Raw genomic sequence first — 22,896 nt, 5'->3', positions numbered from 1 at the left:
CGGGGGTCAGTTGGCCTTGGCGTCAAGGCCGCCGTACCGGCGCTCACGGCTGCAGAAGCAGCTCAAAGCCTTGTCGAAGGCCGCCTCATCGAAGTCCGGCCAGTAAAGATCGCAGAAATAGAACTCGGAATAGGCCGCCTGCCACAGCAGGAAATTGGAAAGACGCATTTCTCCGCTGGTGCGGATAATGAGATCGGGATCCGGCAAACCGGAGGTATCCAGTGCCGCCGTGATCGCGTCTTCGGTTATATCGGCCGGCTGCATGTCTCCAGCCTGAACCTTTGCTGCCAGCTCCTGTGCCGCCCGCACGATTTCCGACCGAGCACCATAATTGAACGCAACGACCAGGTTCAGGCCGGTGTTGTGACGGGTCAGGTCTTCCGCTTCTTTCAGAAGCGCCAAAATTCCCGGTTCCAGATCACTGCGCCCGCCGATGATGCGGATACGCACATTGGCTTCGTGAAGCTCGCTGAGATCGCGCTGCACGAAACGGCGCAGCAGCCCCATCAGGAAAGAGACTTCAGCCTGGGGCCGGTTCCAGTTTTCGGAGGAGAAGCTGTAGATCGTGATGGTTTCGATGCCGACACGGCCGGCATGGCGGATCACCTTGCGCAGTGCGGCCAGCCCCTGTCGATGTCCCTCTGTCCGTGGCAAACCGCGCGCAGTTGCCCATCGCCCGTTGCCATCCATGATGAAGGCAACGTGGCGGGGCATTTTCGCACCGGTTTCATCCGCAGCAGGTGCATGCAGGTTGCGGTCCGGGCTGACGCTCATGTGCTCCCCCAACTCACACTCCCCAGGTCAATCAGACCTGGGAAATTTCCTGCTCTTTTTTCTCCAGCATGCCGTCGACTTCAGCAATCATCTGGTCGGTCAGCTTCTGCACTTCATCGGATGCGACACGGCTGTCGTCCTGGGAAATGTCACCGTCTTTTTCGGCCTTTTTGGCAGCGTCCATGCCATCGCGGCGGACGTGACGGATCGCAACTTTTGCCTGTTCGGCATATTTGTGGGCCACCTTGATGAGTTCCTGGCGGCGTTCCTGGTTGAGCTCGGGAATCGGCAGCCGCAGCAGCATGCCGTCTACAACCGGGTTCAAACCAAGATTGGATTCGCGGATCGCCTTTTCAACGGCCGACACCATGCTCTTGTCCCAGACCTGAACAGCCAGCATGCGAGGTTCGGGAACGGAGACGGTGGCGACCTGGTTGATCGGCATGGACTGGCCATAGGCATCAACAGTAATCGGATCCATCATGGAAGAAGAGGCGCGGCCGGTACGCAGTCCGGCAAATTCCGTTTTCAGAACCGACAAGGCTCCCTGCATGCGGCGCTTCAGATCATCAAGGTCCACACCTTCTACCGACATTTTATCCTCACTGTTGTTTTGTGCTTGGCTTAATAGAGTCTCGGCGCGCGCCAACATGGCATAAACGCACCGAAACACAAGAGCTTGAACCGGGATTGGTTCTTAAAACTTTCAGTCACCCACGACAGTGTAGGTGCCGGTTTCCTGAAGCACACTGACGAGGGCGCCGGGTGAGTGAATGGAAAACACTATGACGGGGATGGAATTGTCACGGGCCAGGGCAATGGCCGTCGTGTCCATGACTTTCAGGTTGCGGGTTATGATTTCGTCATAACCAAGGGTGTCATAGCGCTCTGCGTTCGGGTTGACCTTGGGGTCTTCGGAGTAGACGCCATCCACCTGTGTCCCCTTCAGGAAGGCGTCGCACTTCATTTCGGCAGCCCGCAGAGCCGCACCGCTGTCCGTGGTGAAGAACGGGTTGCCGGTGCCTCCTGCAAAGACGATCACATCGCCGTCTTCCATGTAGCGGTCAGCGACACGCTGCGAAAAGGTTTCGCAAATCGAGGGAACGGATACGGCGGACAGAACACGGGCATTGACCTTCAGGCGGCGCAGGGCATCCGCAAGCGTCAGGCTGTTCATGATGGTGGCCAGCATACCCATGTGGTCGCCCGTGACGCGGTTGCCACCCTTGGCGGCGACGGCAACACCGCGGAAGATGTTCCCTCCCCCGACGACAACGCCGACCTGAGCGCCAAGAGCCACTGCGTCGGCGATTTCCTTGGCGATCCTTTGCACGATGGCCGGGTCAATTCCAAAAGCCTGCGATCCCATCAGGGCCTCGCCGGAGAGTTTCAGAAGGATCCGTTTCCAGCGCAAGGAATTCGTCATGGGTGCACCCTTTTTGAAATTGTCTTTCTAAAAAAAAAGCGCCGGACTTGCCGGCGCTTTTCCTTGAGCTTACTGCCCGGTGGCTGCTGCCACCTCTGCGGCGAAGTCTTGCTCTTCCTTCTCGATCCCTTCGCCGATTGCGAAGCGGACAAAGCCGGTAAGTTTGACTTCAGCGCCGATTTCTTTAGCGAGCGCCTCTACGGCCTGCTCAACCGTCTGATCCGGGTTGATCACGAAAGCCTGCTTCACGAGGGTAACTTCCTCGTAGAATTTGCGCAAACGGCCTTCCACCATTTTTTCAATGATGTTTTCCGGCTTGCCGGATTCGCGTGCCTGTTCGGAGAAGACAGACTTCTCACGCTCGACAACCGTCGGATCCAGTTCTTCGGTGTTCAGCGACAGCGGGCTGGTTGCTGCAACGTGCATGGCAATCTGACGGCCAAGGCCATTCAGCTTGTCCTTGTCACCAGCGGATTCCAGGGCCACCAGAACGCCGATCTTGCCGAGACCGTCGGAAACAGCGCTGTGAACGTAGGTCGCGACAACGCCTTCGTTTACGGCCAGAACCGCAGTGCGGCGCAGGGTCATGTTTTCGCCGATCGTGGCGATCGCGTCGGTGATCGCTTCTGCAACCGGCTTGCCGCCGAGGTTTGCAGCGGAAACGGCTTCAACGGAACCATCGGTGCCGACGGCTACCTTGGCCACATTGGAGACCAGCTCCTGGAACCCTTCGTTGCGTGCAACGAAGTCGGTTTCGGAGTTCAGCTCGATCACGGCAGCCTTGTTGCCATCAGCGGCAACGCCGACCAGACCTTCAGCAGCCACACGGCCTGCCTTCTTGGCAGCCTTGGCCAGACCTTTGGTGCGCAGCCAGTCAACAGCTGCTTCCATATCACCGCCTGCTTCAGTCAGGGCGGTCTTGCAGTCCATCATGCCAGCGCCGGATTTCTCGCGGAGCTCTTTTACCATCGCAGCGGTAATGCTCATCGATTGCCTCGTGCATGGGGGTTTCAGATGAGACACGGTTTAGCCCATGGCCTTCCGCGCCTTTATGACGGGGCTGCAACAAAATGCAGCCCGCCTTGCGAATTTCAACAATATTCTGCCGCGGCAGACCGCGGCAGGAGAGGCTTAAGCCTCGGCAGCTGCTGCTTCAGCCGGAGCTTCTTCAGAAGCTTCAGCAAGAACTTCTTCAACCGGAGCTTCTTCGGAAGCGCCGATGTCCATGCCGGAAGCGCCCTGTGCACGGGAGATACCGTCGATGGCGGCACGAGCGATCAGGTCGCAGTACAGCGACAGAGCGCGGCCAGCGTCGTCGTTACCCGGCACCGGATAGGTGATGCCTTCCGGATTGGAGTTGGAATCGAGGATCGCGGCAACCGGAATACCCAGACGACGGGCTTCCTGGATGGCGATGGCTTCGCGGTTGGTGTCGATCACGAAGATCAGGTCCGGAATACCGCCCATGTCCTTGATACCGCCAAGGTTCCGCTCGAGCTTTTCACGCTCGCGGTCCATGAACAGACGCTCTTTCTTGGTCAGAGCGTTGGCAGCGTCGGAAGACAGGGTTTCTTCCAGCTTGCGCAGGCGCTGGATGGACTGGGAGATGGTCTTCCAGTTCGTCAGCATGCCGCCGAGCCAACGTGCGTTGACGTAATACTGAGCGGAGTTGCGCGCTGCAGATGCGACAGATTCCTGTGCCTGGCGCTTGGTACCTACGATCAGAACGCGGCCACCGCCGGCAACCGTGTCGGACACGGCCTTCAGAGCCTGGTGCAGAAGCGGAACGGTCTGGGACAGGTCCATGATATGAACATCGTTGCGTACACCAAAGATGTACTGACCCATGCGCGGGTTCCAACGGTGTTTCTGGTGACCAAAGTGAACGCCAGCTTCCAGCAGCTGACGCATGGTGAAATCGGGCAAAGACATGGCCCTTATCTCCTGAGTTTTTCCGGTTTGACCTCCGCAAGAGGATGTGGACCGGAGAGAATTCCCTTCGGCCACCGGAAGGACCCCGATAAGCTCGGTTTCCGCCCCTTGCGTGTGGAATGCGCGCCTTATAGTTGGGAAGAAATTTTATTTCAAGGCCCAAGGGCCGGTTTTCTTCAACACACTCGCCGTTTGAAAATCGAATTTTTCCGCTCTGGCGCAAGCTCACGTTTCGATACCTCGATAAGCAGCGACACGTGTTGACGTTCAATCATGTCATTTATACCTATTTTGAACTCGCCACAGCAAGGACACTCCATCGTGACCACCAAAGGCATCAACCACCTGGGCCTCACAGTCCGAGATCTGGAACAGACCACCGCCTTTTTTACCGAGCTGCTCGGCTGGCAACTGCTGGCACGTGATGACAACTACCCGCGAACAACCGTTTCCGACGGCACCGCCCGCCTGACGCTCTGGCAGGCAGATCGCACAAGGCCTGTGACGGGCTTCGACAGGAAAACCAATATCGGCCTCCACCATCTGGCCCTTGAAGTCTCAAGCGAAGAAAAGCTGCTGGAAATCGCCGAAAAGGTGAAGGCCTGGCCCGGAGTAGAGATCGAATTTATGCCGGAGCCTCTCGGCGGGGGCCCACGCAGGCACATGATGCTGGCTGAACCCGGTGGAATCCGCGTCGAATTTATCTGGCCCGCAGGTCAGTAACAGCGCGCCAAGAATCGCCTCACCGGCCGGGCCGGAACGCACAAAAGTCCCGGCCCGAACCACTTTGTCAGATCCAGAGATCGTTTTCCTGGGTCCTGTCTCCGCCCGCATGGCCGGTATTGAGAATACCCTTCGGCTCGATCAGCAGCAGCTCGGCTTCCGATTCCGCATAGGGCTTGTGCTCGACGCCCTTCGGCACGACGTACATTTCCCCTTCGCCCAGTACAACGGCTCGATCGCGAAAATCGATGCGGATTTCGCCCTTGAGAACGATGAAGGTCTCATCCGTTTCAGGATGATCATGCCAGACGAAGTCTCCTTGAATGCGGACGATCTTGAACTGGTAATCGTTCATTTCCGCAATGACGCGAGGCGACCATAACCCTTCGAGCCTTGCAAGTTTTTCCGTGAAACGGATCGGATGTTCCATTGCCATGTCCGGCACTCCTGACTGATGAAATGTCCGGCCCGGTTTGACATCTCTCCTAAAATCAAAACAGATACAAAAACTCGAAAATTAACAGATACAGTTGAAATGGTTTCGTTCAAATACCAGTCCGTTGCCCAGTCCCTGGCGCAGCTGATCGACAATGGCACCTTGAAGCCCGGGGAGAGGTTCCCTTCCCTCCGGCGCACCATGCGCAGTTATTCCGTTAGCCTGTCGACCGCCAACCAGGCCTATGCCCATCTCGAAGACAAAGGCTATATCCGGGCACAGGCAAAGTCCGGCTATTTCGTCACCCGTCCAGCAAGCCACAGGCTCATCGAGCCCAGTAAAACAACGCCACCCGAGACCAGCCGCAGTGTCGTGTTTCAAGCTCCTTACCTGGAGATGCTCGAACATGCGTCAAACCCGGCATATGTGCCGCTTGGCTGCGCCATTCCCGCCCCGTCTCTGCTGGCCGCAGAGCCGCTGAACGCCTTGCAGGCACGACTCCTCCGCTCGAAAGGACAGCAACTCAACGCCTATGGGTCTGCTCAGGGGTTACCGGAACTCAGGAGAGAAATCGCAAAGCTTATGTGCTTGCATGGCAGCACAGTTTCCCAGGATGAAATTGTCATTACCAGTGGCTGCACCGAAGCTCTGGGGCTCGCACTTCAAACGCTCACACAGCCGGGCGATACGATTGCCGTCGAATCGCCCGCCTATTTCGGACTACTGCAGGTGCTCGAACGCCTGAAACTGAAGGCCTGGGAGTTGCCAACCTCGCGGGACGGCATCGATCCGTCCGCACTCGAGCTGGCTCTGAAATCGGGTACCGTAACTGCCGTTGCCTTGTCGTCCAGCTTCACCAACCCACTCGGCACCATGATGCCGGAGCCGGTGAAACGTTCTGTCCTGAAGCTGCTGGACCGTTACAAGACACCCCTGATCGAAGATGATACCTACGGCGGCCTCGGGTTTGGCGGATGCCGTCCGGCACCGTTTTTCAGTCTGCCGCACGAGACCGAGATCTTCTATTGCAGCTCTTTCTCGAAAACCCTCGCCCCAGGTTACCGAACCGGCTGGATCCGCGCTCCAGGCCGCATTGCCCAAATCAACAAGGCCAAGTTCTCCGCCTCAATCTGCAACCCGTTGGCACCTCAACTGGCTTTGGCTGAATTCCTGTCATCCCGGGACTTCGAGCGCCATGTGTCTCGCATGGCCCGGACAATGGAAACCAATGTCGCGCGCGCACGCCGGGCCATTGCACAGTCCTTTCCGGCGGGTACCAGGGTCACACATCCGGACGGCGGTTTCGTCTTGTGGATAGAAATGGACAAAAAAATCGACACAACAAAGCTTTATTACAAGGCCTTAAATCAAAATATTTGCTTTGCTCCTGGCAGTCTTTTCACCGCATCAGGCCTTTATGCACATTGCCTTCGCATCAGTTGCGGCGACGTTTGGTCGGACACGCTTGAATCCGCTATTTACCGCCTGGGGACGCTGGCCTGCGAAGAGCTTGGCAAACAGCAATCAGAAGAGACATGACACCTACCCTCTATATCCCGCATTGACTGAAACCTCGTATGTCAGAAGTTCAGCTTGCATGCGCGGTCAGCTTCTCGTCAGAGACATCCGGCTGGGGAACGGAAGCAACCACTGAGGAAAGATAGGTTCGCCAGGAACTCAGTTCGGTGATTTCAACAGCCCCTTCAACTGCATGTCCTTCACACAAAAATCCTTTTACGCCGGTTCCGTCTTCCAGCTTCACCGTGCCGATGCACAGCGGTGCCGGAATACCCGTCATGAAACTGCCGAAGGTCTCAAGCGGCATTGCCCAGACCTCCACATTGATTGATCCGCCCGAGCCAGCCCCAACCTGCACAAGGCCCGGCCGCTTCGGAGACCCGCCTGCAAGTGCGAAGAAACGGTATTCCGGTGCTGTCTTGCTGGATTTTACAAAGCGTGCGCCGTGAGAAATCAGCTCCTTGTTTAGCGGCAGTCCCGACATGTGGGCGCCGCAGACCGCAACGGCTATTTCACCGACAGCGATCTCGCTTGTGGTCAGCGCAGATTTCTGCCGAGCCCAGTTCGTTGCTCCAAGCGGACCAGTTTCAACTGTAGCTGCAAGCGCTGCGGCGGCTGCATCCTGACCGCAGCGGGCCAGAACCGTCAGGCTTCCAGGCCGGCCGTCCTGTCGCAAACCTGTTGGAACCGCAATACCGCAAAGATCGAGAAGGTTGACGAAATTCGTGTAGGTGCCAAGGCCCGAATTCGGGCCAATGGGGTCAGCGGTAATTTCTTCTACCGAGACGAATGTCGGTATCGTCGGAACGCAGAGGAAATCGATCTCTGCCAAAAGCTCATCACAGATCCGGCGCAGGTCCTGCAGCTTGTAAAGTCCGCGGAATGCGTCGACAGCGGTTAAAGAAAGACCTGGTTCAATAATTGCGCGGGTCGTCGGATGAAGCGTCTGCGGCGCATCAATCAGACGATTGCCGACAGCAGCCGTGCGTTCCGCGACCCAGGCCCCCTCGTAGAGCAGGCTAGCCACATCGTAAAACGGCTGAAAATCGATTTCCTGCACGACGGCTCCCTGCGTACGCAGCGATGCGATCGTTGCCCTGAAATGGTCCGCCTGAGCCATGTCACCGAAGGTTTTCAGTGAAGCATCGTCAGGGACCGCGATCCGTACAGTTCCCGGACTGGCAGACAGTTTCTGGACCGGCAGCTGCCTGGAATGGGCATCTGCCGGGTCGTAGCCTGCAGCAGTCTCGAATACGGCCCAAGCATCCGTAACGGTCATGGCAAAAATCGAGATCGTATCGAGGGTCCGGCATGCGGGGACCAGACCTGAGCCGGACAGAACGCCCAGGCTTGGTTTGAGCCCCACAATGCCGTTGAGGGCTGCCGGCACACGCCCGGACCCTGCCGTGTCGGTTCCCAGCGAGAAACACGCGAACCCGTGGGCAACAGCAACAGCCGAGCCTGAGGAAGAGCCACCGGGAACGATTTCCGGATCCACCGCGTTCAATGGCACGGGGTATGGTGTTCTCACTCCGACGAGGCCAGTCGCGAATTGATCGAGATTGGTCTTGCCAAGACAAATTGCACCCGCTTGCCGAAGACGCCCAACGACAAAAGCATCGCTATCAGCGAAATACTCGAAATCCGGGCACGCCGCGGTCGTCGGCATGCCAGCCACGTCGATATTGTCCTTGGCCACATAGGGAATTCCCCAAAGGGGCCGGCCATCGGGATTGCCAAGACTACGGGCCTCAGCGAGTGCCGTTTCTCGTGCCTGGTGAATGAAGATCCCCGGGTCGCCGGTGGCATCAAGCCGCCTGAAGGCTTCTTCGATCACGGCCTCAACAGACAAACCTTCGGCGTAGGCCTGCCGGAGCTCGGCGAGCGTGAAGGGAAGATCGCGGATCATGTCTAGTCCTTCCAAAATGTCTTAGGCGGCGGTTTTGCGCGCCGGCGCCTGGGGCGCAGCCGTAAGCAATTCGCGAGTGTAGGGGTTCTGGGGTGTATCCATGACCGTCTCGACGGCTCCCGCCTCAACAACTTTGCCGCCCTTCATGACGACGACATGGTCGCACAGCAGACGCACGACATTGAGATCATGGCTGACGAAAAGGTAACTCATGCCAAGCCGGGCCCGCAGGTCTGCAAGCAGGTTCAGGACAACGGCCTGAATGGAAACATCCAGAGCGGCAGTCGGTTCATCAAGGATCAGGAGATCGGGATCCGGGGCGATTGCCCTGGCTATGCCGACGCGCGCCTTCTGTCCCCCTGACAGCTGGTGCGGAAACCGATCAAGAAGATGGCTCGGCAAGCCTGTCAATGCGGCCAGCTCTTCCACCCGCTCGCCCAAGGGGGCGCCTTTCAATCCTGTCAGACGCTTCAAGGGTTCAGCTATCGACTGGCGGGCGGTATGTCTGGGATTGAGACTGTCCGTCGCATCCTGGAAGACCATCTGGATTTTCTGCCGCAATGGATGCCGGGAGAAGTTCTCCGACGGGAGCTTGGCAATATCCTCGCCCCTGAAAAGCAGGTGACCTGACGTTGGATCAAGCAAACGCACGATCATGGAAGACGTGGTGGATTTTCCGCAGCCGGATTCGCCGACCAGTCCCACGCTTTCGCCTTCGCGAATAGTGAAGCTGATGCCCTTGACGGCGTACACCGGACCGGATTTTCCCTGGTAGGTCTTGGTCAGGTTGACGACTTCCATCATCGGAGAGTTGCCGATTGTCCGTGCGGCCAGCGGTGCGCGTTGATCTTCCGGCAGCAATGAACGGATGCTGGCTCCGCGCCGCGGCGTCGCGTCCACCAGTTTTCTGGTATAGGCATGTCGAGGGTTTGAAAACAGGTCCGCCGGCCTGCCCTCCTCCACAATGACACCGTCCTTCATCACGACGATACGATCGCAATATTCGGACGCCAGGCCGAGATCGTGCGTAATCAGGATCGACGACATTTCACGCGCCCGAACAAGATCATCGACAAGGTCCATGACGGCCTTTTGGGTGGTGATGTCGAGGCCGGTGGTCGGCTCGTCCGCGATGAGAAGCTTGGGGTCACAGGCAAGCGCAATGGCAATCACGATGCGCTGGCACATGCCACCCGACAGCTCGAAGGGATAGGCTTCGTAACGCTCAGCAGCCTCGTTGATCTTCACCGCTTCCAGTGCCTCGATTGCTTTTGCTTTCGCATTTTGCCTGGTCGCCCGGCCATGCTGGCGAAGGACGTCCTCAAGCTGGTGCCCAACCTTCCGAATGGGATTGAGTGCCGCACGCGGGTTCTGAAAGATCATCGAGATCTCCCGACCGCGGATTTCACGCATGTCGCGCTCCGCCGCCTGCTTGAGATCGATACCGTCATATACCGCCTCACCGGATTTGATCCGGCCACCGGCGTCCAGAATGCGCATAAGGGCATAGGATGTAACGGATTTTCCCGATCCGCTTTCCCCGACAATGCCCAGACGTTCACCCTTGGCCAGGTCGAAACTGATACCTTTGACGGCCTGAACGTCACCTCGGCGCGTCTTGAAGGCAACTTTGAGATCCTTGATGGTCAGCATGGCAAAGCTCCTCAGGTCCGGCGACGCGGGTCGACGATGTCGCGAAGACCGTCTCCCATCAGGTTGAAGGTAAAGACTGCCAGCATCAGCCAGAGCCCCGGAAACAACGCCAGCCACCACTCGCCGGACACGATGAAATTCGCGCCTTCGGCAACCATGATGCCCCACTCCGGTGTGGGCGGACGAACACCAAGGCCGATAAAGGACAACCCGGCCGCGTTCAAAATCGCCCACCCCAGATTGAGCGAGACCTGCACCATCATCGGCGGCAGGGCATTCGGGAATATGTGAAACGCGAGCACCCTGGTATCCGAGTTGCCGGCAAGCTTTGCGGCAAGCGTGAAGCCGGCTTCCCGCCGGATGTTGACCTCCGCACGAACAAGACGGGCGTAGAACGGAATGTTGATGATCGCAGTGGCCAGAATGATGTTGGAAATCGAATTCCCGAGCGCCGCCACAATGCCCATGGCCAGCACGAACAATGGAAAGGCCATGATGGTGTCGAGAAACCGGTTGAGCACTACATCCAGCCAGCCTCCACGGTAACCGGCCACGGCGCCAAGGACCGAACCGATGACGAAGGAAAGCGCAACTGCGGACACCGAGATGATCAGATCAAGGCGCGTTGCAACGATCACCCTTGAAAAGACATCGCGGCCAAGATTGTCGGTTCCGAACCAATGAGACCAGCTGGGGGCCTGCAATGCATTGGCCGCATTCGTCTGCAGCGGATCGTAGGGAACCAGCGCAGGTCCGAGCACTGCTGATCCGATGAAAAAAGCGAACATGGCGAAAGACAGGGCCGTGACCGGATTTTCCCGAAGGACATAGATCGTATGGGCCAGTGCACCGGAGCCGGTCTTCCGCTCCGCGACGGTTGGAGGCAACGTCGTATCACTCATTTCGAAGATGTCCCGAAACGTGGATCAATCAGCGAATAGGACAGATCGATCAACAGGTTGAGAATGACGAACAGCAATGCCATCGCCAGAACGAATCCCTGAACCGCGGCGTAATCGGAAACCACAAGCGCCTCTACCGCATAGGATCCGATACCTGGCCAGGCGAAGACCTTCTCGACCAGCACATTCGCCCCAAGCACAAAGGAAAACACCATCCCCAGTGTGGTCACGACCGGAAGCAGGGCGTTGCGGAAAGCGTAGCCGTAAAGCACCATTCCTGGCCCGAGGCCTGCTGCCCGTGCGGTCCTGACATAGTCGGCCGCCAATGCAGACAGCATCGCCGCCCGAGTCATGCGCGCGATCGGGGCAAGGGTGAAGAGGGCTAGCGTCGTTGCTGGCAAGACCAGCTGCTTCAGCGCCCCGAACCAGGTTTCCCAATCTCCGGCAATTGCAGCGTCGATCAGGAAGAACCCGGTAATCCTGGGCGGATCAAGATAGATGAAATCGAGCCTGCCGAGGGGCGACGGTGCGATGCCCAGGAGGTAATAGAAAACATAGATCAGGACGATGCCGGTGAAGAAAGTCGGCAGAGATACGCCGGCGGTGACAAGGATCCGGCATAGCTGGTCAATCCAGGTTCCCGGCCGTGTCGCTGCCAGAACGCCGAGTGGAACGGCGATCAGGCAGGACAGGATCAGGGCGGACAGCGTCAATTCGAGCGAGGCCGGCAGTCGGGACGCGAGTTCCGTCGCAACGGGCCGGCCGGTGGAAACCGACTGTCCCAGGTCTCCCTGCAGCAGATCTCCTACATAGATCAGGAACTGCTCCGGCAACGGTTTGTCGAGACCCAGAGACCGTCGAACCTCTTCGATGGATTCAGGCGTTGCCGCAGCTCCGGCAAATTGCACCGCTGGGTCACCGGGCAAGGCACGTGTGAGGATGAAGCTGATCACCACAACGCCAATCAGAACCGGTATCGCCTGCAGAATGCGGTTAAGCGTAGCTGAGCTGCGACGCGCCATGACCTAGCTCTCCACGTTCGTCAGAGAGCGGACATCGAGCTGGCGGTGGAACCAGAACTCGTAACCGTCGGCACTGTTGACCGCGACGTTGAGCGCCGGCTGATAAAGCGGAATCCTCGGCAGGTCTTCCATCGCGATCTCGAACATCCGCTTGATCTTCGGCGCGTACTCCGGATCGTCCTGCGCCATGTGAAGCGTTTCCGAGGTCAGGGTCTCGATTTCCTCGTTTCGATAATTCGAGGAATTGAAAAGGTTGCCTTCCTGATACGCCCAGAAGAAGTAGTAGTCGGGTGTGTCCAGCCAGCCGCCGAAGTTTTCAAGATGTAGTGGCAGGCGCTTTTCCACGAGCACCGCCGTGCGCCAGTTTGCCCCGGGGATCTTCTCGATTTCCGTCTTGATGCCGAGTTTGCCGAGACTTTCCTGAATCAGCAGCGCCGTTGGCTCCATCCAGGAAGCAAGGTCTGTGCTGATCGACAGAGGGACTTCGAAGCCATCAGGATAGGCGGATGCCGCAAGCAACTCCTTGGCTTTCTCCATGTCATGGCTATAGGGCGACTTACGCGGCCAGGAGGTGTCTTCAATGGTCTCGCCACCGCCCCACAACGGTGCGCCGCGGCCGTAAGCTGCAGTATCGAAGATGTCCTTGTAGGGAATCGCATAGGCGATAGCCTTGCGCACATTCGGATCCTGGAAAGGTTCGAAAGTGTAATTCAGGCCAACCACATGCATGGTGTTGGCAATCGGTGTGGAATACACCTTCACCTTTTCAGCGAGCTCAGCAGCATCCTTATCCGGTATGTCGAATGACACCTGCACATCACCACGTTCGATCAGGGCGCGGCGCGTTGCCGGGCTCGGCACTTCTCGAACAATGATTCTGCGAACCTTGGGCAATGGTCCACCAGCCCATTCGTCAAAGCGTTCGTAAACGATCTGCTGGCCGGAATCCCAACGGGCAACCTTGTAGGCCCCGGACCCGGCAGGTGTCGTGTGAAGATACTCAGTCGCCCAGGGATCATCGGCTGTCGCATGTTCCTTGGCGACTTTCGAATTGATGACGAATGGCACAGGAACTGCCAGATCCGGCAAGGATAGCTTTGATGGCTTGTCGAGCTTGACGACAAAGGTTTCCTCGTCGACGGCTTCAAACTGATCCGGCCGCACAAGGCCGCCAGCTTTCATCTGCGTGCTCGGGAACCCGCCAACTGACACGGCCCGGTCGAAAGACCATTTTACATCCTCTGCAGTCACCTTGCTGCCGTCCCAGAAGACGGCGTTCGGCTTCAGCTTGAAGGTAATGGTCAAACCGTCGTCGGAAATTGTCCAGCTTTCCGCGAGTTCCGGCTCCAGCTTCGAATAGTCGAAAGAAACGCTGCCATCTTCCAGGGTCTTGCTGCCGAACGTAATCAACCGGTCATAACTGTTGATGGCAACCTGATAGCTGGCCCTGTTGGTACCGGTACGGTGAAGATCCAGACTGTTGATGGTCTGACCGGTCACCGCCACCAGGGTATCGCTTGCGGCGAAGGCAGACAGGGACCGGGAAAACGGGAGGGCGCCGACGACGGCAGCTCCGGCTTTGAGGAATTCGCGTCTGTGTAGGGACATGTTCGGAAACTCCGCTGTGCGATTGGCTTTCCGAAGCTTGCAGGTGTTTTCTGTTTCCGAAAAATGCTATAAATTCACAGATGCGATGAAAAAAATGCAACGCTATAAACAAAGCCTATTGAAATGAGACACTTATACACGTTTCAGCTCATAGAGGCTGTCGCCCGAGCGGGCTCCATCAGAAAAGCGGCGGAAGACATGAACCTGACCGCCTCGGCGCTCACACGTCGGGTGCAAAGGTTCGAGCAGGAGTTTGGCGCCCAGCTCTTTGAGCGCCTTCCGAAGGGCGTACGTCTCAACCCTGCCGGAGAGCTTCTTCTCCACCACTATCGCGCAAGCCTTTCGGACCTTGCTCGTGTGCAGAGCCAGGTCGCGGATCTTGCGGGAGAACGCAGAGGGCACGTTTCCATCGCCTGCTCCCAGGCCATGGTTCCTTATTTCCTGCCCGAGCAGATCGCCCGGTACCGGCGTGATCATCCGGGCGTCACGTTTTCGGTCAACGTCAGGGACAGAACCCAGGCCGAGCAGGAACTCGTGTCCTATTCCAGCGACCTGGCGCTGGTGTTCGAGCCAGTCTATCTGGTGGATTTCGAGGTGCTTCATGTCATCCCGCAGGAGGTTTATGCGGTCATGGCGAGCGACCACCCACTGGCAAAAAAAGCGGAGGTGCGCCTGCGGGATTGTCTTGATGTGCCCCACGTCGCCCCGACAACCAAATATGGCGTCAGGCATCTGCTGGACTTTGCTGCCCGGCGTGGCAGCCGCCGCGTTTCTCCGGCCGTCGAGACCGAAAGCTTCGACCTGATCCGGCACTACGTTCTCTGTGAGAAACTGATCGGCTTCCAGATCCCTCTGGGGCTCAGAGAGCAGGATGACGGCTCGCTGGTTTTCAAACCGATCTCGAGCAAGGACGTGCCACCCGGAAACCTAATTCTGGGCCAGATGCGCGGGCGTACACTTCCCGTGGCCTCAGCGCGCTTTGCGTTGCAGCTGGCCACCGCGCTCAAGGACTATCACAGCGCCCGCATCGGCAACTGACAGAGCCAGCATATTCAGGACCATTGAAACCATGGCGCACCAGCGCTCCCGCAGTGGAATCGCATTGTTAGCGCCCCTGGACGCTCACGCCACCTGTACGTCCGTTACACCTGGCACTGCCTTGAGCGCGCCCGCAATTTCCGGTGACAGGCGGAACCGGCCGGGGAGCTTGACTTCCACTTCCCGTGCACCGTTTTCCAGAAGTACAATCACCGTGACGTCACCTTCCCCCCTCACCTGCAACTGCTTCGCAAGGCTCGGGATTGGACGTTCATCGCGAACAAAGACGCGCATGCTTTTCTGCAGGCGGGCTGCAACCTGATCGATCGGATCGACCTGTTCGATTCGAAGGGATGGTTCGTCGTCGCGCATGTCGGCCCCGACGAGCACGACAACGGAACGACCAGCCTGCAAGGCATCCCGGAACTGTTCGAGTTTCTCCCGGAAGAGCAACGCCTCATACTGGCCCGTGGCATCGGACAGGCGAACGATTCCCATGCGATTGCCGGTCTTGGTCTTGCGTTCCTGCATGGACACAACGGTGCCGGCAAGCCGGCCGTGAGACGCCCCCTTCTTGACTGCTTCCGAAAACTGGCTCCACGGCTGTGCCCGCATCTTTTCCAGTACGGAAGCGTATTCGTCGATCGGATGCGCTGACAGGTAAAATCCGATCGCCGAATGTTCCCGTTGCAGCTTCTCTTCGTTTGTCCAGCCATGGACATCATCCAGCTGCAAGGGTTCTTCGCTGTCGCTGCCGCCAAAAAGCTCGTCCTGGCCGAGCGTCTTGTTTTCCTCGGTGCGTTGAGCCAGGCCCATGATCCGGTCGAGGCCTTCAAAAACCCGTGCCCGGTTGGGCTCAAGCTCATCGAATGCTCCGGCGGCCACCAGGTTTTCAAGCGTTCGCTTGTTGAGGGCCTTGGGTGAAATCCGACGCGCAAAATCGCCAAGGCTCTTGAAAGGCTTGTCGCCCCGAACCTCAACAATGTGTTCAACAGCCTGCTCGCCGACACCCTTGATCGCGCCCATCGCGTAAAGGATCTTGCCGTCGGCAACGTCAAAATAGACTTGCCCGCGGTTGATTGACGGCGGCTCGATCTCGATCTTCATGCGCCGACATTCCTGCCTGTAGTCGCCCAGTTTTTCCGTATTGCCCAGATCCAGTGTCATGGAAGCGGCCATGAACTCGACCGGGTGGTTCGCCTTGAGCCAGGCCGTATGGTAGGAGACCAGCGCATACGCCGCAGCGTGCGACTTGTTGAAGCCGTAGTTGGCGAACTTCGCCACAAGATCGAAGATTGTTCCGGCGTGGCTCTTGTTGATCCCACGCTCCACCGCGCCGTCGACAAAACGTGCCCGCTGGACTTCCATCTCCGCGGCAATCTTCTTACCCATGGCGCGGCGCAGAAGGTCAGCTTCCCCGAGTGAGTAGCCGGACAAAACCTGCGCAATCTGCATCACCTGTTCCTGGTAGACGATAATGCCGTTCGTCTCCATCAGGATGGGTTCAAGCAGCGGATGCAAGCAGTCCGGGTCCTGTTCGCCGTGTTTCACCGCGTTGTAGACCGGGATGTTCTCCATCGGTCCGGGGCGATACAAAGCCACAAGGGCAATGATGTCTTCGAACCGATCGGGTTTCATGCCTGCAATCGCGCGGCGCATGCCCTGACTTTCCAGCTGGAACACGCCAAACGTTTCGCCCCGCGCCAGCAGCTGGTAGGTTTTCTCGTCGTCGATCGGCAGGGCTGCCACGTCGACATCGATACCGCGCCGTTCAATCAGCTTCACCGCCGTATCGATAACCGTCAGCGTCTTCAGGCCGAGGAAGTCGAACTTAACAAGTCCGGCATCTTCCACCATCTTCATGTTGAACTGAGCAACCGGCATGTCGGAACGCGGGTCTCGATAGAGCGGCACCAGCTGTTCCAGGGGCCTGTCACCGATGACAACGCCCGCCGCGTGCGTGGAAGCGTGCCGGTAAAGGCCTTCGAGCTTCTGAGCCATGCCCAGCAGCCGCTCGACGATTTCCTCTTCCTTGGCTGCCTCGCGCAGGCGTGGCTCTTCCTCGATCGCCTGACCAAGCGTTACAGGATTTGCCGGGTTGGCGGGAACAAGTTTGCAGAGCCGGTCGACCTGGCCATAAGGCATTTGCAGTACGCGGCCGACATCGCGCAGCACGGCCCGAGCTTGAAGCGATCCGAAAGTGATGATCTGGGCGACCTGCTGCCGGCCGTATTTTTCCTGAACATAACGGATCACTTCTTCACGCCGGGTCTGGCAGAAGTCGATATCAAAGTCAGGCATCGAAACGCGTTCGGGATTGAGGAAGCGTTCGAACAGCAGCGAGAACCGCATGGGATCGAGGTCGGTAATGGTCAGGGACCAGGCGACCAGGGACCCCGCACCGGACCCGCGCCCCGGGCCGACCGGAATATCCTGCCCTTTCGCCCATTTGATGAAGTCGGCAACGATCAGGAAGTAACCGGGAAACTTCATGCGCTCGATGATACCGGTCTCGTAGTCGAGACGGTCCCAATAGTCCTTCTCCTCAAGACCCGGCGCCAGTCCGTGGGCATCAAGGCGCGCCTGCAATCCTTCGCGTGCCTGGCGGATCAACTCTTCCGCTTCTGCCTTCTCCGCTTCTTCCGGATCCGCATCCGCACCGGCAAACCGGGGCAGGATCGGCGCGCGCTTCAACGGACGGAAGCTGCAGCGCCGGGCAATCTCTACCGTTGAGACAAGTGCCTCCGGCAAATCCGCGAAGAGTGCGCACATTTCCGCGCGGCTTTTGAAGTAGTGCTCCGGTGTCAGGCGTCTGCGGTCATCCTCGATCAGCACCCTGCCCTCGGAAATGCAGATCAGGGCGTCATGAGCTTCATAGTCTTCGCGCTTGGGAAAGAAGGCTTCGTTGGTGGCGACCAGTGGCAGCCCGTATTCGTAGGCCAGATCGAGAAACGCGTCTTCGGTCTTGCGCTCGGCTTCCATGCCATGGCGCTGGATTTCCACGTAGCAACGGCCGGGAAAACGGTCCGCCAGTGTTTGCAGCCGGCTTTTTGCGAGATCCTTGCGTCCGGCAAGGAGCGCTGCCCCGATCGGTCCGCCGACACCACCGGTCAGAATGATAACGCCTTCGGACTTTGATAGAAGATACCCGGAGGAAACATGTGGCCTCAGACCGGTTTCCGTATCGAGGAAGGCCCGAGAACTCAGCTCCATCAGATTGCCGTAACCGGCTTCTGTCATGGCGAGAAGAACAACGTCCGAAAGCGCTGGTTCCCCTCTCCGCCCGCTTTCAAGCCCATCGTCGAAAAAGACGGAAAGCTGACACGCCGCAATCGGCTGAATTCCGGATCCCCACGCTTTGGTCGCAAATTCCTGCGCGCCAAACAGATTGTTGGTATCGGCAATCGCCAGCGCCGGCTGGTCATCGGCCTTGGCGAGATCGAGAAGCTTCTTGATCGGCAACGCACCTTCCAGAAGCGACAACGCGGAATGGACCCGGAGGTGAACATAGCCGGGACCGCTAGCCTCACCGCCGGCATTTTCTGACAAACCGGAAGACAGAGAATTGTTGGGATCTGAAGCAGACATGGCGGCTCTCATAACATCTTCCAGAATCAGCGCTCAAGTGAAGCGTGTTCGGAATTGCGTGTCGAGACGCCGAAGGAGTTGTTACCGCTGTTCTTTGTAATCCTGACTTCGCATCACACCGCAGTCGACTGAAGCCCGGCACTCAAAAAACGCACTCCGGCACCATTTGCCGAAACAACGACCGTTCAGCAGAGATTGATCAGCCGACGGACAGAAGCACGTCGCCCCAAACGGCGAGCGTCGTGCAGAAGCAAACCATTGCACCGAAAGCGGCAAAATCACGAGCGATATGGATCATCACACCCTCCAACCGTTGCTAATTGCGTAACTGGATGATGTTCCATTTTTGTTCCTATTGCAAGCCCTTTTTGTTCCCCTTGTCATCAAGCAAATCAAATTTGCTGTAAACTTTGGGTTTTTGCTTTGTTCTTCTGGGGAACCGCAGCCCTGAGGAGCCCGCTCACACGGGTTAGGAGCAATTTTTTGGCTTGGTTTGTCTGACTGGAAAAACCTAGAGGTCCCTGACCAGGCCTTCGGACAGCGTTATTGCCCTGTCCATCCGGCCCGCCAGTTCCAGGTTGTGAGTTGCGAACAGCGTCGCAACACCGGACGCCCGCACCAATGCCTGCAAGGCATCGAATACATAGCCTGCAGTGTTGGGGTCCAGATTTCCCGTCGGTTCATCCAGAAGAAGGATACGTGGTGCATTCGCAACCGCACGGGCAACGGCAACACGCTGCTGCTCCCCACCGGATAGCTCCGAAGGGCGATGGCTGCCACGCTCACCGAGACGCATGTATTTCAAAAGCTCGTCTGCTCGCTCCGCTGCCATCTTTCGCGGCAAGCCACGGATCATCTGTGGCATCATCACGTTTTCCTGTGCGGTAAACTCCGGCAGCAGGTGATGAAACTGATAGACGAACCCGATGTCGTTACGCCGGATGGCCGTGCGCTCATCATCCGACAGATCCGAACAGTTGACCGGCCCGAGGAAGACATCGCCCTCGTCCGGGCGCTCCAGCAAACCGGCAATATGCAAAAGGGTTGATTTGCCGGTTCCGGAAGGCGCCACCAGGGCAACCATCTCGCCTGCCTCGATGCGCAGATCAGCACCGTTCAGGATATGAAGTTCGCGATTACCCTCGTCGAAACTGCGGGTAATGCCAGACAATTGCAGGGCGGCGGGCGCCAGTCCCGGTGCCTGGTTGGGGTCAACGGCCATGTTCATCTCCCGTCTCCCTATTCATATCTGAGGGCTTCAACGGGATCGAGCCGCGCAGCCCGCCACGCAGGATAGACCGTCGCCAGCAGTGACAACGCAAGCGCCATGACAAGCACTGTTATCGTCTCTCCGGAGTCAATCTCCGCAGGCAGCTGAGACAAAAAGTAGAGCGTCGGATCGAACAGCTCCGTCCTGGTAAGCCAGGAAACGAATTGACGGATGCTCTCGATGTTCAGGCAAACCAAAAGTCCAAGGAAGAAGCCGGCGAAAGTACCCACGAAGCCGATGCTGGCGCCTGTGATCAGGAAGATCCGCATAATCGACCCACGCGTCGCGCCCATGGTCCTCAAAATCGCGATGTCCTTGCCCTTGTCCTTTACCAGCATGATCATGCCGGAAACGATATTGAGCGCCGCCACCAGGACGATCAGCGTCAGGATGATGAACATCACGTTCCGCTCCACCTCAAGGGCCGCAAAGAAGGTGACATTGCGCTGGCGCCAGTCGGTTACGAAAGCCGGCCGATCTGCGGCCTCCTCGATCGTGTCCTTCATGATACCGACCCTATCGGGGTCAGCGACATAAACTTCGATACCGGTCGCCTTGGTATCCATGTTGAAATAGGCCTGCGCCTCTTCCAGTGGCATGAACAGGAAGGTCGCGTCGTATTCACTCATGCCAATTTCGAAAATGGCGGTGACCGGATAGGCCTTCAGCCGCGGGGTAACGCCCATGGGGGTCACACTACCGCGTGGTGAGATAATGGTGACATTGTCACCAAGGGTGATGCCGAGCTGTTGCGCCATGCGCGAACCTATGGCAACCCCCTCGCCCTCGTCGAACCCGTCAAGCGTTCCGGCCCGCACGTTGTTCGCGATAAGCGGCACACGGCGCAGATCACTTTCGTAAAGGCCGCGAACGAGCGCTCCGAAATTCCCTGCAGGTCCGGAAACCAGCGCCTGACCTTCCACAAAGGGCATCGCACTGACCACATCCGGCACACCCTGCAACCGCGCGGAAACCGCATCATAGTCCGTCAGTGGCTGGTCGATCGGCTGAACCAGCATATGACCGTTGATACCCAGGATCTTGCCGAGAAGCTCCGTCCGGAACCCGTTCATCACCGCCATCACGATAATCAGCGTTGCCACGCCAAGCATGATGCCAGCAAAGGAAAAGCCTGCAATGACGGATATGAAGGTTTCGCGGCGCCTTGATCGCAGGTAGCGCCCTGCAATCATCCATTCAAATGCGGAAAAGGCGCGTGTGGGGGCTGCCGGTTTGCGACCGTCGTCAATGTCCGCCGTATCTACCGCTGTCATTGTCCATCCAGTTCAGCACAGCCCCAAATTCAGCACAGCCCACCGACCGAAGTATTTCCGGCAGGCCGGCTGGCCGCAGCAGACGCCGCGACCGAATCCCCACACAGAGGATCACCGGACTTGGTTAGTCCGTCAATGCCGCCGTCAGCTTGTTCAATGTGGCTTCCGGAGAAAGCATTTCCTTTTCCCCAGTTGCCCGGTCCTTGACTTCCAGCAAGCCGTCTTTCAGTCCACGCGGCCCGGCAACGACCTGGAAGGGCAAGCCAATCAGATCCATCGTCGCGAACTTGGCACCGGCCCGGGTGTCCGTATCGTCGTAAAGGACCTCGATGCCAGCAGCTTCAAACTTGGCATAGAGATCTTCACACACCGGATCCGTCAGCTCGTCACCCGGCTTCAGATTGACCAGCCCGACATGGAACGGCGCGACGGATTTCGGCCAGACGATTCCATTTTCATCATGATTGGCTTCGATCAAGGCGCCAAGAAGGCGTGAAACGCCGACACCGTAGGATCCCATGTGGACCGGCACTTCCGTGCCTTCTGCAGTCGCAACCTTGGCACCCATCGCATCGGAATACTTGGTACCGAAATAGAAGATATGTCCGACTTCGATACCACGCGCCGACACGCGGATGTCTTCAGCCAGTGCACCGAAGGCGGCTTCGTCGTGCATTTCGTCCGTTGCCGCGTAGGGCGTCGTCCATTCGGTTACGATCGGCGTCAGGTCGGAGGAGAAGTCCGTATCTTCCGCAGGCGTCGGCAGCTCCAACAACGACTTGTCGCAGAACACTTCGCTTTCGCCGGTGTCGGCAAGAATGATGAACTCGTGGCTCATGTCGCCGCCGATCGGGCCGGTGTCGGCTTTCATCGGGATCGCCTTCAGCCCCATGCGGGCGAATGTGCGCAGGTACGCGACAAACATCCGGTTATAGGCGTGACGGGCCGATTCCTTGTCCAAATCGAAGGAATAGGCATCCTTCATCAGGAACTCCCGGCCACGCATGACACCAAAACGCGGGCGTACCTCGTCACGGAACTTCCACTGGATGTGATAAAGGTTCAGCGGCAGGTCCTTGTAGGATCGCACGTAGCCACGGAAGATGTCGGTGATCATCTCCTCGTTTGTCGGCCCAAACAGCATGTCCCGCTCATGACGGTCGGTGATGCGCAGCATCTCCTTGCCATAGGCATCATACCGGCCACTCTCGCGCCACAGATCGGCTGACTGGATCGTCGGCATCAGCAACTGAATCGCGCCTGCTCTGGCCTGTTCTTCTTCCACGATCCGTTCGATCTTGCGCAGGACCTTCAACCCAAGTGGCAACCAGGAATAGATTCCGGCGGACTGCTGACGAATCATGCCGGCACGCAGCATCAGCCGGTGGGACACGATTTCCGCTTCCTTGGGTGTTTCTTTCAGAATGGGCAGAAAGTAACGGGAAAGACGCATGAATGTTCTCTCAATCTTGGGCATCGCCTGTTTTGTGCGCAGTCAAAGCGCAAGCTGCCACCAAATACAAGCCCTTTGCGCAGGCATGCCTGCCTTATACAGAAATGACGGCAAAATAGCGCGCAAATGCAGGCATTTGCTGAAGTTTGCCGCCTAATTTTTTGCCGGCTTCAGAACTAAGACCTTAGTACCAATTACCGCCAAGGAAATAGGCAAGCAAAAAAAATAGCCTGTGCACGACAAATAGGTGACAAGGCTGAATCAATCCGCTAGTTTCCATCTTCATAACAAAAAGATGCCTTGGCAGAAATGCCAAGAGGCTCAAGGACATCGCGGTCTGAGTCTTGGGAGGAAGGACCCTCAGGCGCAC

At 57.9% G+C, this 22,896-nt stretch carries 18 protein-coding genes; 3 read left to right on the top strand and 15 right to left on the bottom strand.

Annotated features, from left to right (window positions below; genetic code table 11):
* Positions 1 to 6: 6 nt before the first annotated feature.
* From FIV05_RS19530 to rpsB, 5 genes are all read right to left on the bottom strand, one after another.
* A complete protein-coding gene (locus FIV05_RS19530) occupies positions 7 to 774 on the bottom strand; it encodes an isoprenyl transferase (RefSeq protein WP_152510669.1) in 768 nt (255 codons plus the stop codon).
* Positions 775 to 805: 31 nt separating this feature from the next.
* Positions 806 to 1,369, bottom strand: coding sequence for a ribosome recycling factor (frr, locus tag FIV05_RS19525; RefSeq protein WP_022998460.1), 564 nt, complete (start codon positions 1,367 to 1,369; stop codon positions 806 to 808).
* A 111-nt stretch (positions 1,370 to 1,480) separates the two neighbouring features.
* Complete coding sequence (gene pyrH / locus FIV05_RS19520) at positions 1,481 to 2,200, bottom strand: UMP kinase (protein ID WP_022998459.1); 720 nt, start codon at positions 2,198 to 2,200, stop codon at positions 1,481 to 1,483.
* A gap of 69 nt (positions 2,201 to 2,269) precedes the next feature.
* Positions 2,270 to 3,187 carry a translation elongation factor Ts gene (gene tsf, locus FIV05_RS19515; RefSeq protein WP_055654498.1) on the bottom strand — a complete coding sequence of 306 codons (918 nt, stop codon included), beginning with the start codon at positions 3,185 to 3,187 and terminating at the stop codon, positions 2,270 to 2,272.
* A gap of 144 nt (positions 3,188 to 3,331) precedes the next feature.
* The gene (gene rpsB / locus FIV05_RS19510) at positions 3,332 to 4,132 is read right to left on the bottom strand and encodes a 30S ribosomal protein S2 (RefSeq protein ID WP_031268422.1); all 801 of its coding nucleotides are present in this window, start codon (positions 4,130 to 4,132) and stop codon (positions 3,332 to 3,334) included.
* Positions 4,133 to 4,453: 321 nt separating this feature from the next.
* On the opposite strand from rpsB, the gene FIV05_RS19505 reads away from it, so the two are divergent.
* Positions 4,454 to 4,855, top strand: coding sequence for a VOC family protein (locus tag FIV05_RS19505; RefSeq protein ID WP_209009715.1), 402 nt, complete (start codon positions 4,454 to 4,456; stop codon positions 4,853 to 4,855).
* 67 nt (positions 4,856 to 4,922) lie between these two features.
* On the opposite strand, the gene FIV05_RS19500 is transcribed toward FIV05_RS19505, so the two are convergent.
* Positions 4,923 to 5,285: a cupin domain-containing protein gene (locus FIV05_RS19500; RefSeq protein WP_152511992.1), complete on the bottom strand. Its 363-nt coding sequence runs from the start codon at positions 5,283 to 5,285 to the stop codon at positions 4,923 to 4,925.
* A 105-nt stretch (positions 5,286 to 5,390) separates the two neighbouring features.
* On the opposite strand from FIV05_RS19500, the gene FIV05_RS19495 reads away from it, so the two are divergent.
* Entirely contained in the window at positions 5,391 to 6,830 is a 1,440-nt protein-coding gene (locus FIV05_RS19495; protein WP_209009713.1) for a PLP-dependent aminotransferase family protein, read from the top strand.
* A gap of 49 nt (positions 6,831 to 6,879) precedes the next feature.
* On the opposite strand, the gene atzF is transcribed toward FIV05_RS19495, so the two are convergent.
* The 5 genes from atzF to FIV05_RS19470 are packed head-to-tail and all read right to left on the bottom strand — an operon-like array spanning position 6,880 to position 13,903.
* Positions 6,880 to 8,718 (bottom strand): allophanate hydrolase, encoded by a 1,839-nt coding sequence (gene atzF, locus FIV05_RS19490; protein ID WP_152510666.1) that lies wholly within the window; start codon positions 8,716 to 8,718, stop codon positions 6,880 to 6,882.
* Between the two features lie 21 nt (positions 8,719 to 8,739).
* Positions 8,740 to 10,371: an ABC transporter ATP-binding protein gene (locus FIV05_RS19485; protein WP_152510665.1), complete on the bottom strand. Its 1,632-nt coding sequence runs from the start codon at positions 10,369 to 10,371 to the stop codon at positions 8,740 to 8,742.
* 11 nt (positions 10,372 to 10,382) lie between these two features.
* The gene (locus FIV05_RS19480; protein ID WP_022998449.1) at positions 10,383 to 11,273 is read right to left on the bottom strand and encodes an ABC transporter permease; all 891 of its coding nucleotides are present in this window, start codon (positions 11,271 to 11,273) and stop codon (positions 10,383 to 10,385) included.
* A complete protein-coding gene (locus tag FIV05_RS19475) occupies positions 11,270 to 12,295 on the bottom strand; it encodes an ABC transporter permease (RefSeq protein ID WP_022998448.1) in 1,026 nt (341 codons plus the stop codon). Before FIV05_RS19475 ends, FIV05_RS19480 begins: the two co-directional genes overlap by 4 nt.
* A 3-nt stretch (positions 12,296 to 12,298) precedes the next feature.
* Positions 12,299 to 13,903 carry an ABC transporter substrate-binding protein gene (locus FIV05_RS19470; protein WP_152510664.1) on the bottom strand — a complete coding sequence of 535 codons (1,605 nt, stop codon included), beginning with the start codon at positions 13,901 to 13,903 and terminating at the stop codon, positions 12,299 to 12,301.
* 198 nt (positions 13,904 to 14,101) lie between these two features.
* On the opposite strand from FIV05_RS19470, the gene FIV05_RS19465 reads away from it, so the two are divergent.
* Positions 14,102 to 14,941 (top strand): LysR substrate-binding domain-containing protein, encoded by an 840-nt coding sequence (locus tag FIV05_RS19465; protein ID WP_286202208.1) that lies wholly within the window; start codon positions 14,102 to 14,104, stop codon positions 14,939 to 14,941.
* A gap of 84 nt (positions 14,942 to 15,025) precedes the next feature.
* On the opposite strand, the gene dnaE is transcribed toward FIV05_RS19465, so the two are convergent.
* The 4 genes from dnaE to proS form a co-directional block, all read right to left on the bottom strand.
* Positions 15,026 to 18,502: a DNA polymerase III subunit alpha gene (gene dnaE / locus FIV05_RS19460; RefSeq protein WP_209010084.1), complete on the bottom strand. Its 3,477-nt coding sequence runs from the start codon at positions 18,500 to 18,502 to the stop codon at positions 15,026 to 15,028.
* A 538-nt stretch (positions 18,503 to 19,040) separates the two neighbouring features.
* Entirely contained in the window at positions 19,041 to 19,757 is a 717-nt protein-coding gene (locus FIV05_RS19455; RefSeq protein WP_022998443.1) for an ABC transporter ATP-binding protein, read from the bottom strand.
* A gap of 11 nt (positions 19,758 to 19,768) precedes the next feature.
* Positions 19,769 to 21,073 carry a lipoprotein-releasing ABC transporter permease subunit gene (locus FIV05_RS19450; protein WP_022998442.1) on the bottom strand — a complete coding sequence of 435 codons (1,305 nt, stop codon included), beginning with the start codon at positions 21,071 to 21,073 and terminating at the stop codon, positions 19,769 to 19,771.
* Between the two features lie 124 nt (positions 21,074 to 21,197).
* Positions 21,198 to 22,526, bottom strand: a complete 1,329-nt coding sequence (gene proS / locus FIV05_RS19445) for a proline--tRNA ligase (protein ID WP_152510662.1) — start codon at positions 22,524 to 22,526, stop codon at positions 21,198 to 21,200.
* Positions 22,527 to 22,896: the final 370 nt, after the last annotated feature.

The organism is Labrenzia sp. THAF191a (assembly GCF_009363335.1).
Taxonomy (GTDB): domain Bacteria; phylum Pseudomonadota; class Alphaproteobacteria; order Rhizobiales; family Stappiaceae; genus Roseibium; species Roseibium algicola.
This window is presented reverse-complemented; position numbering and strand designations above follow the sequence as displayed.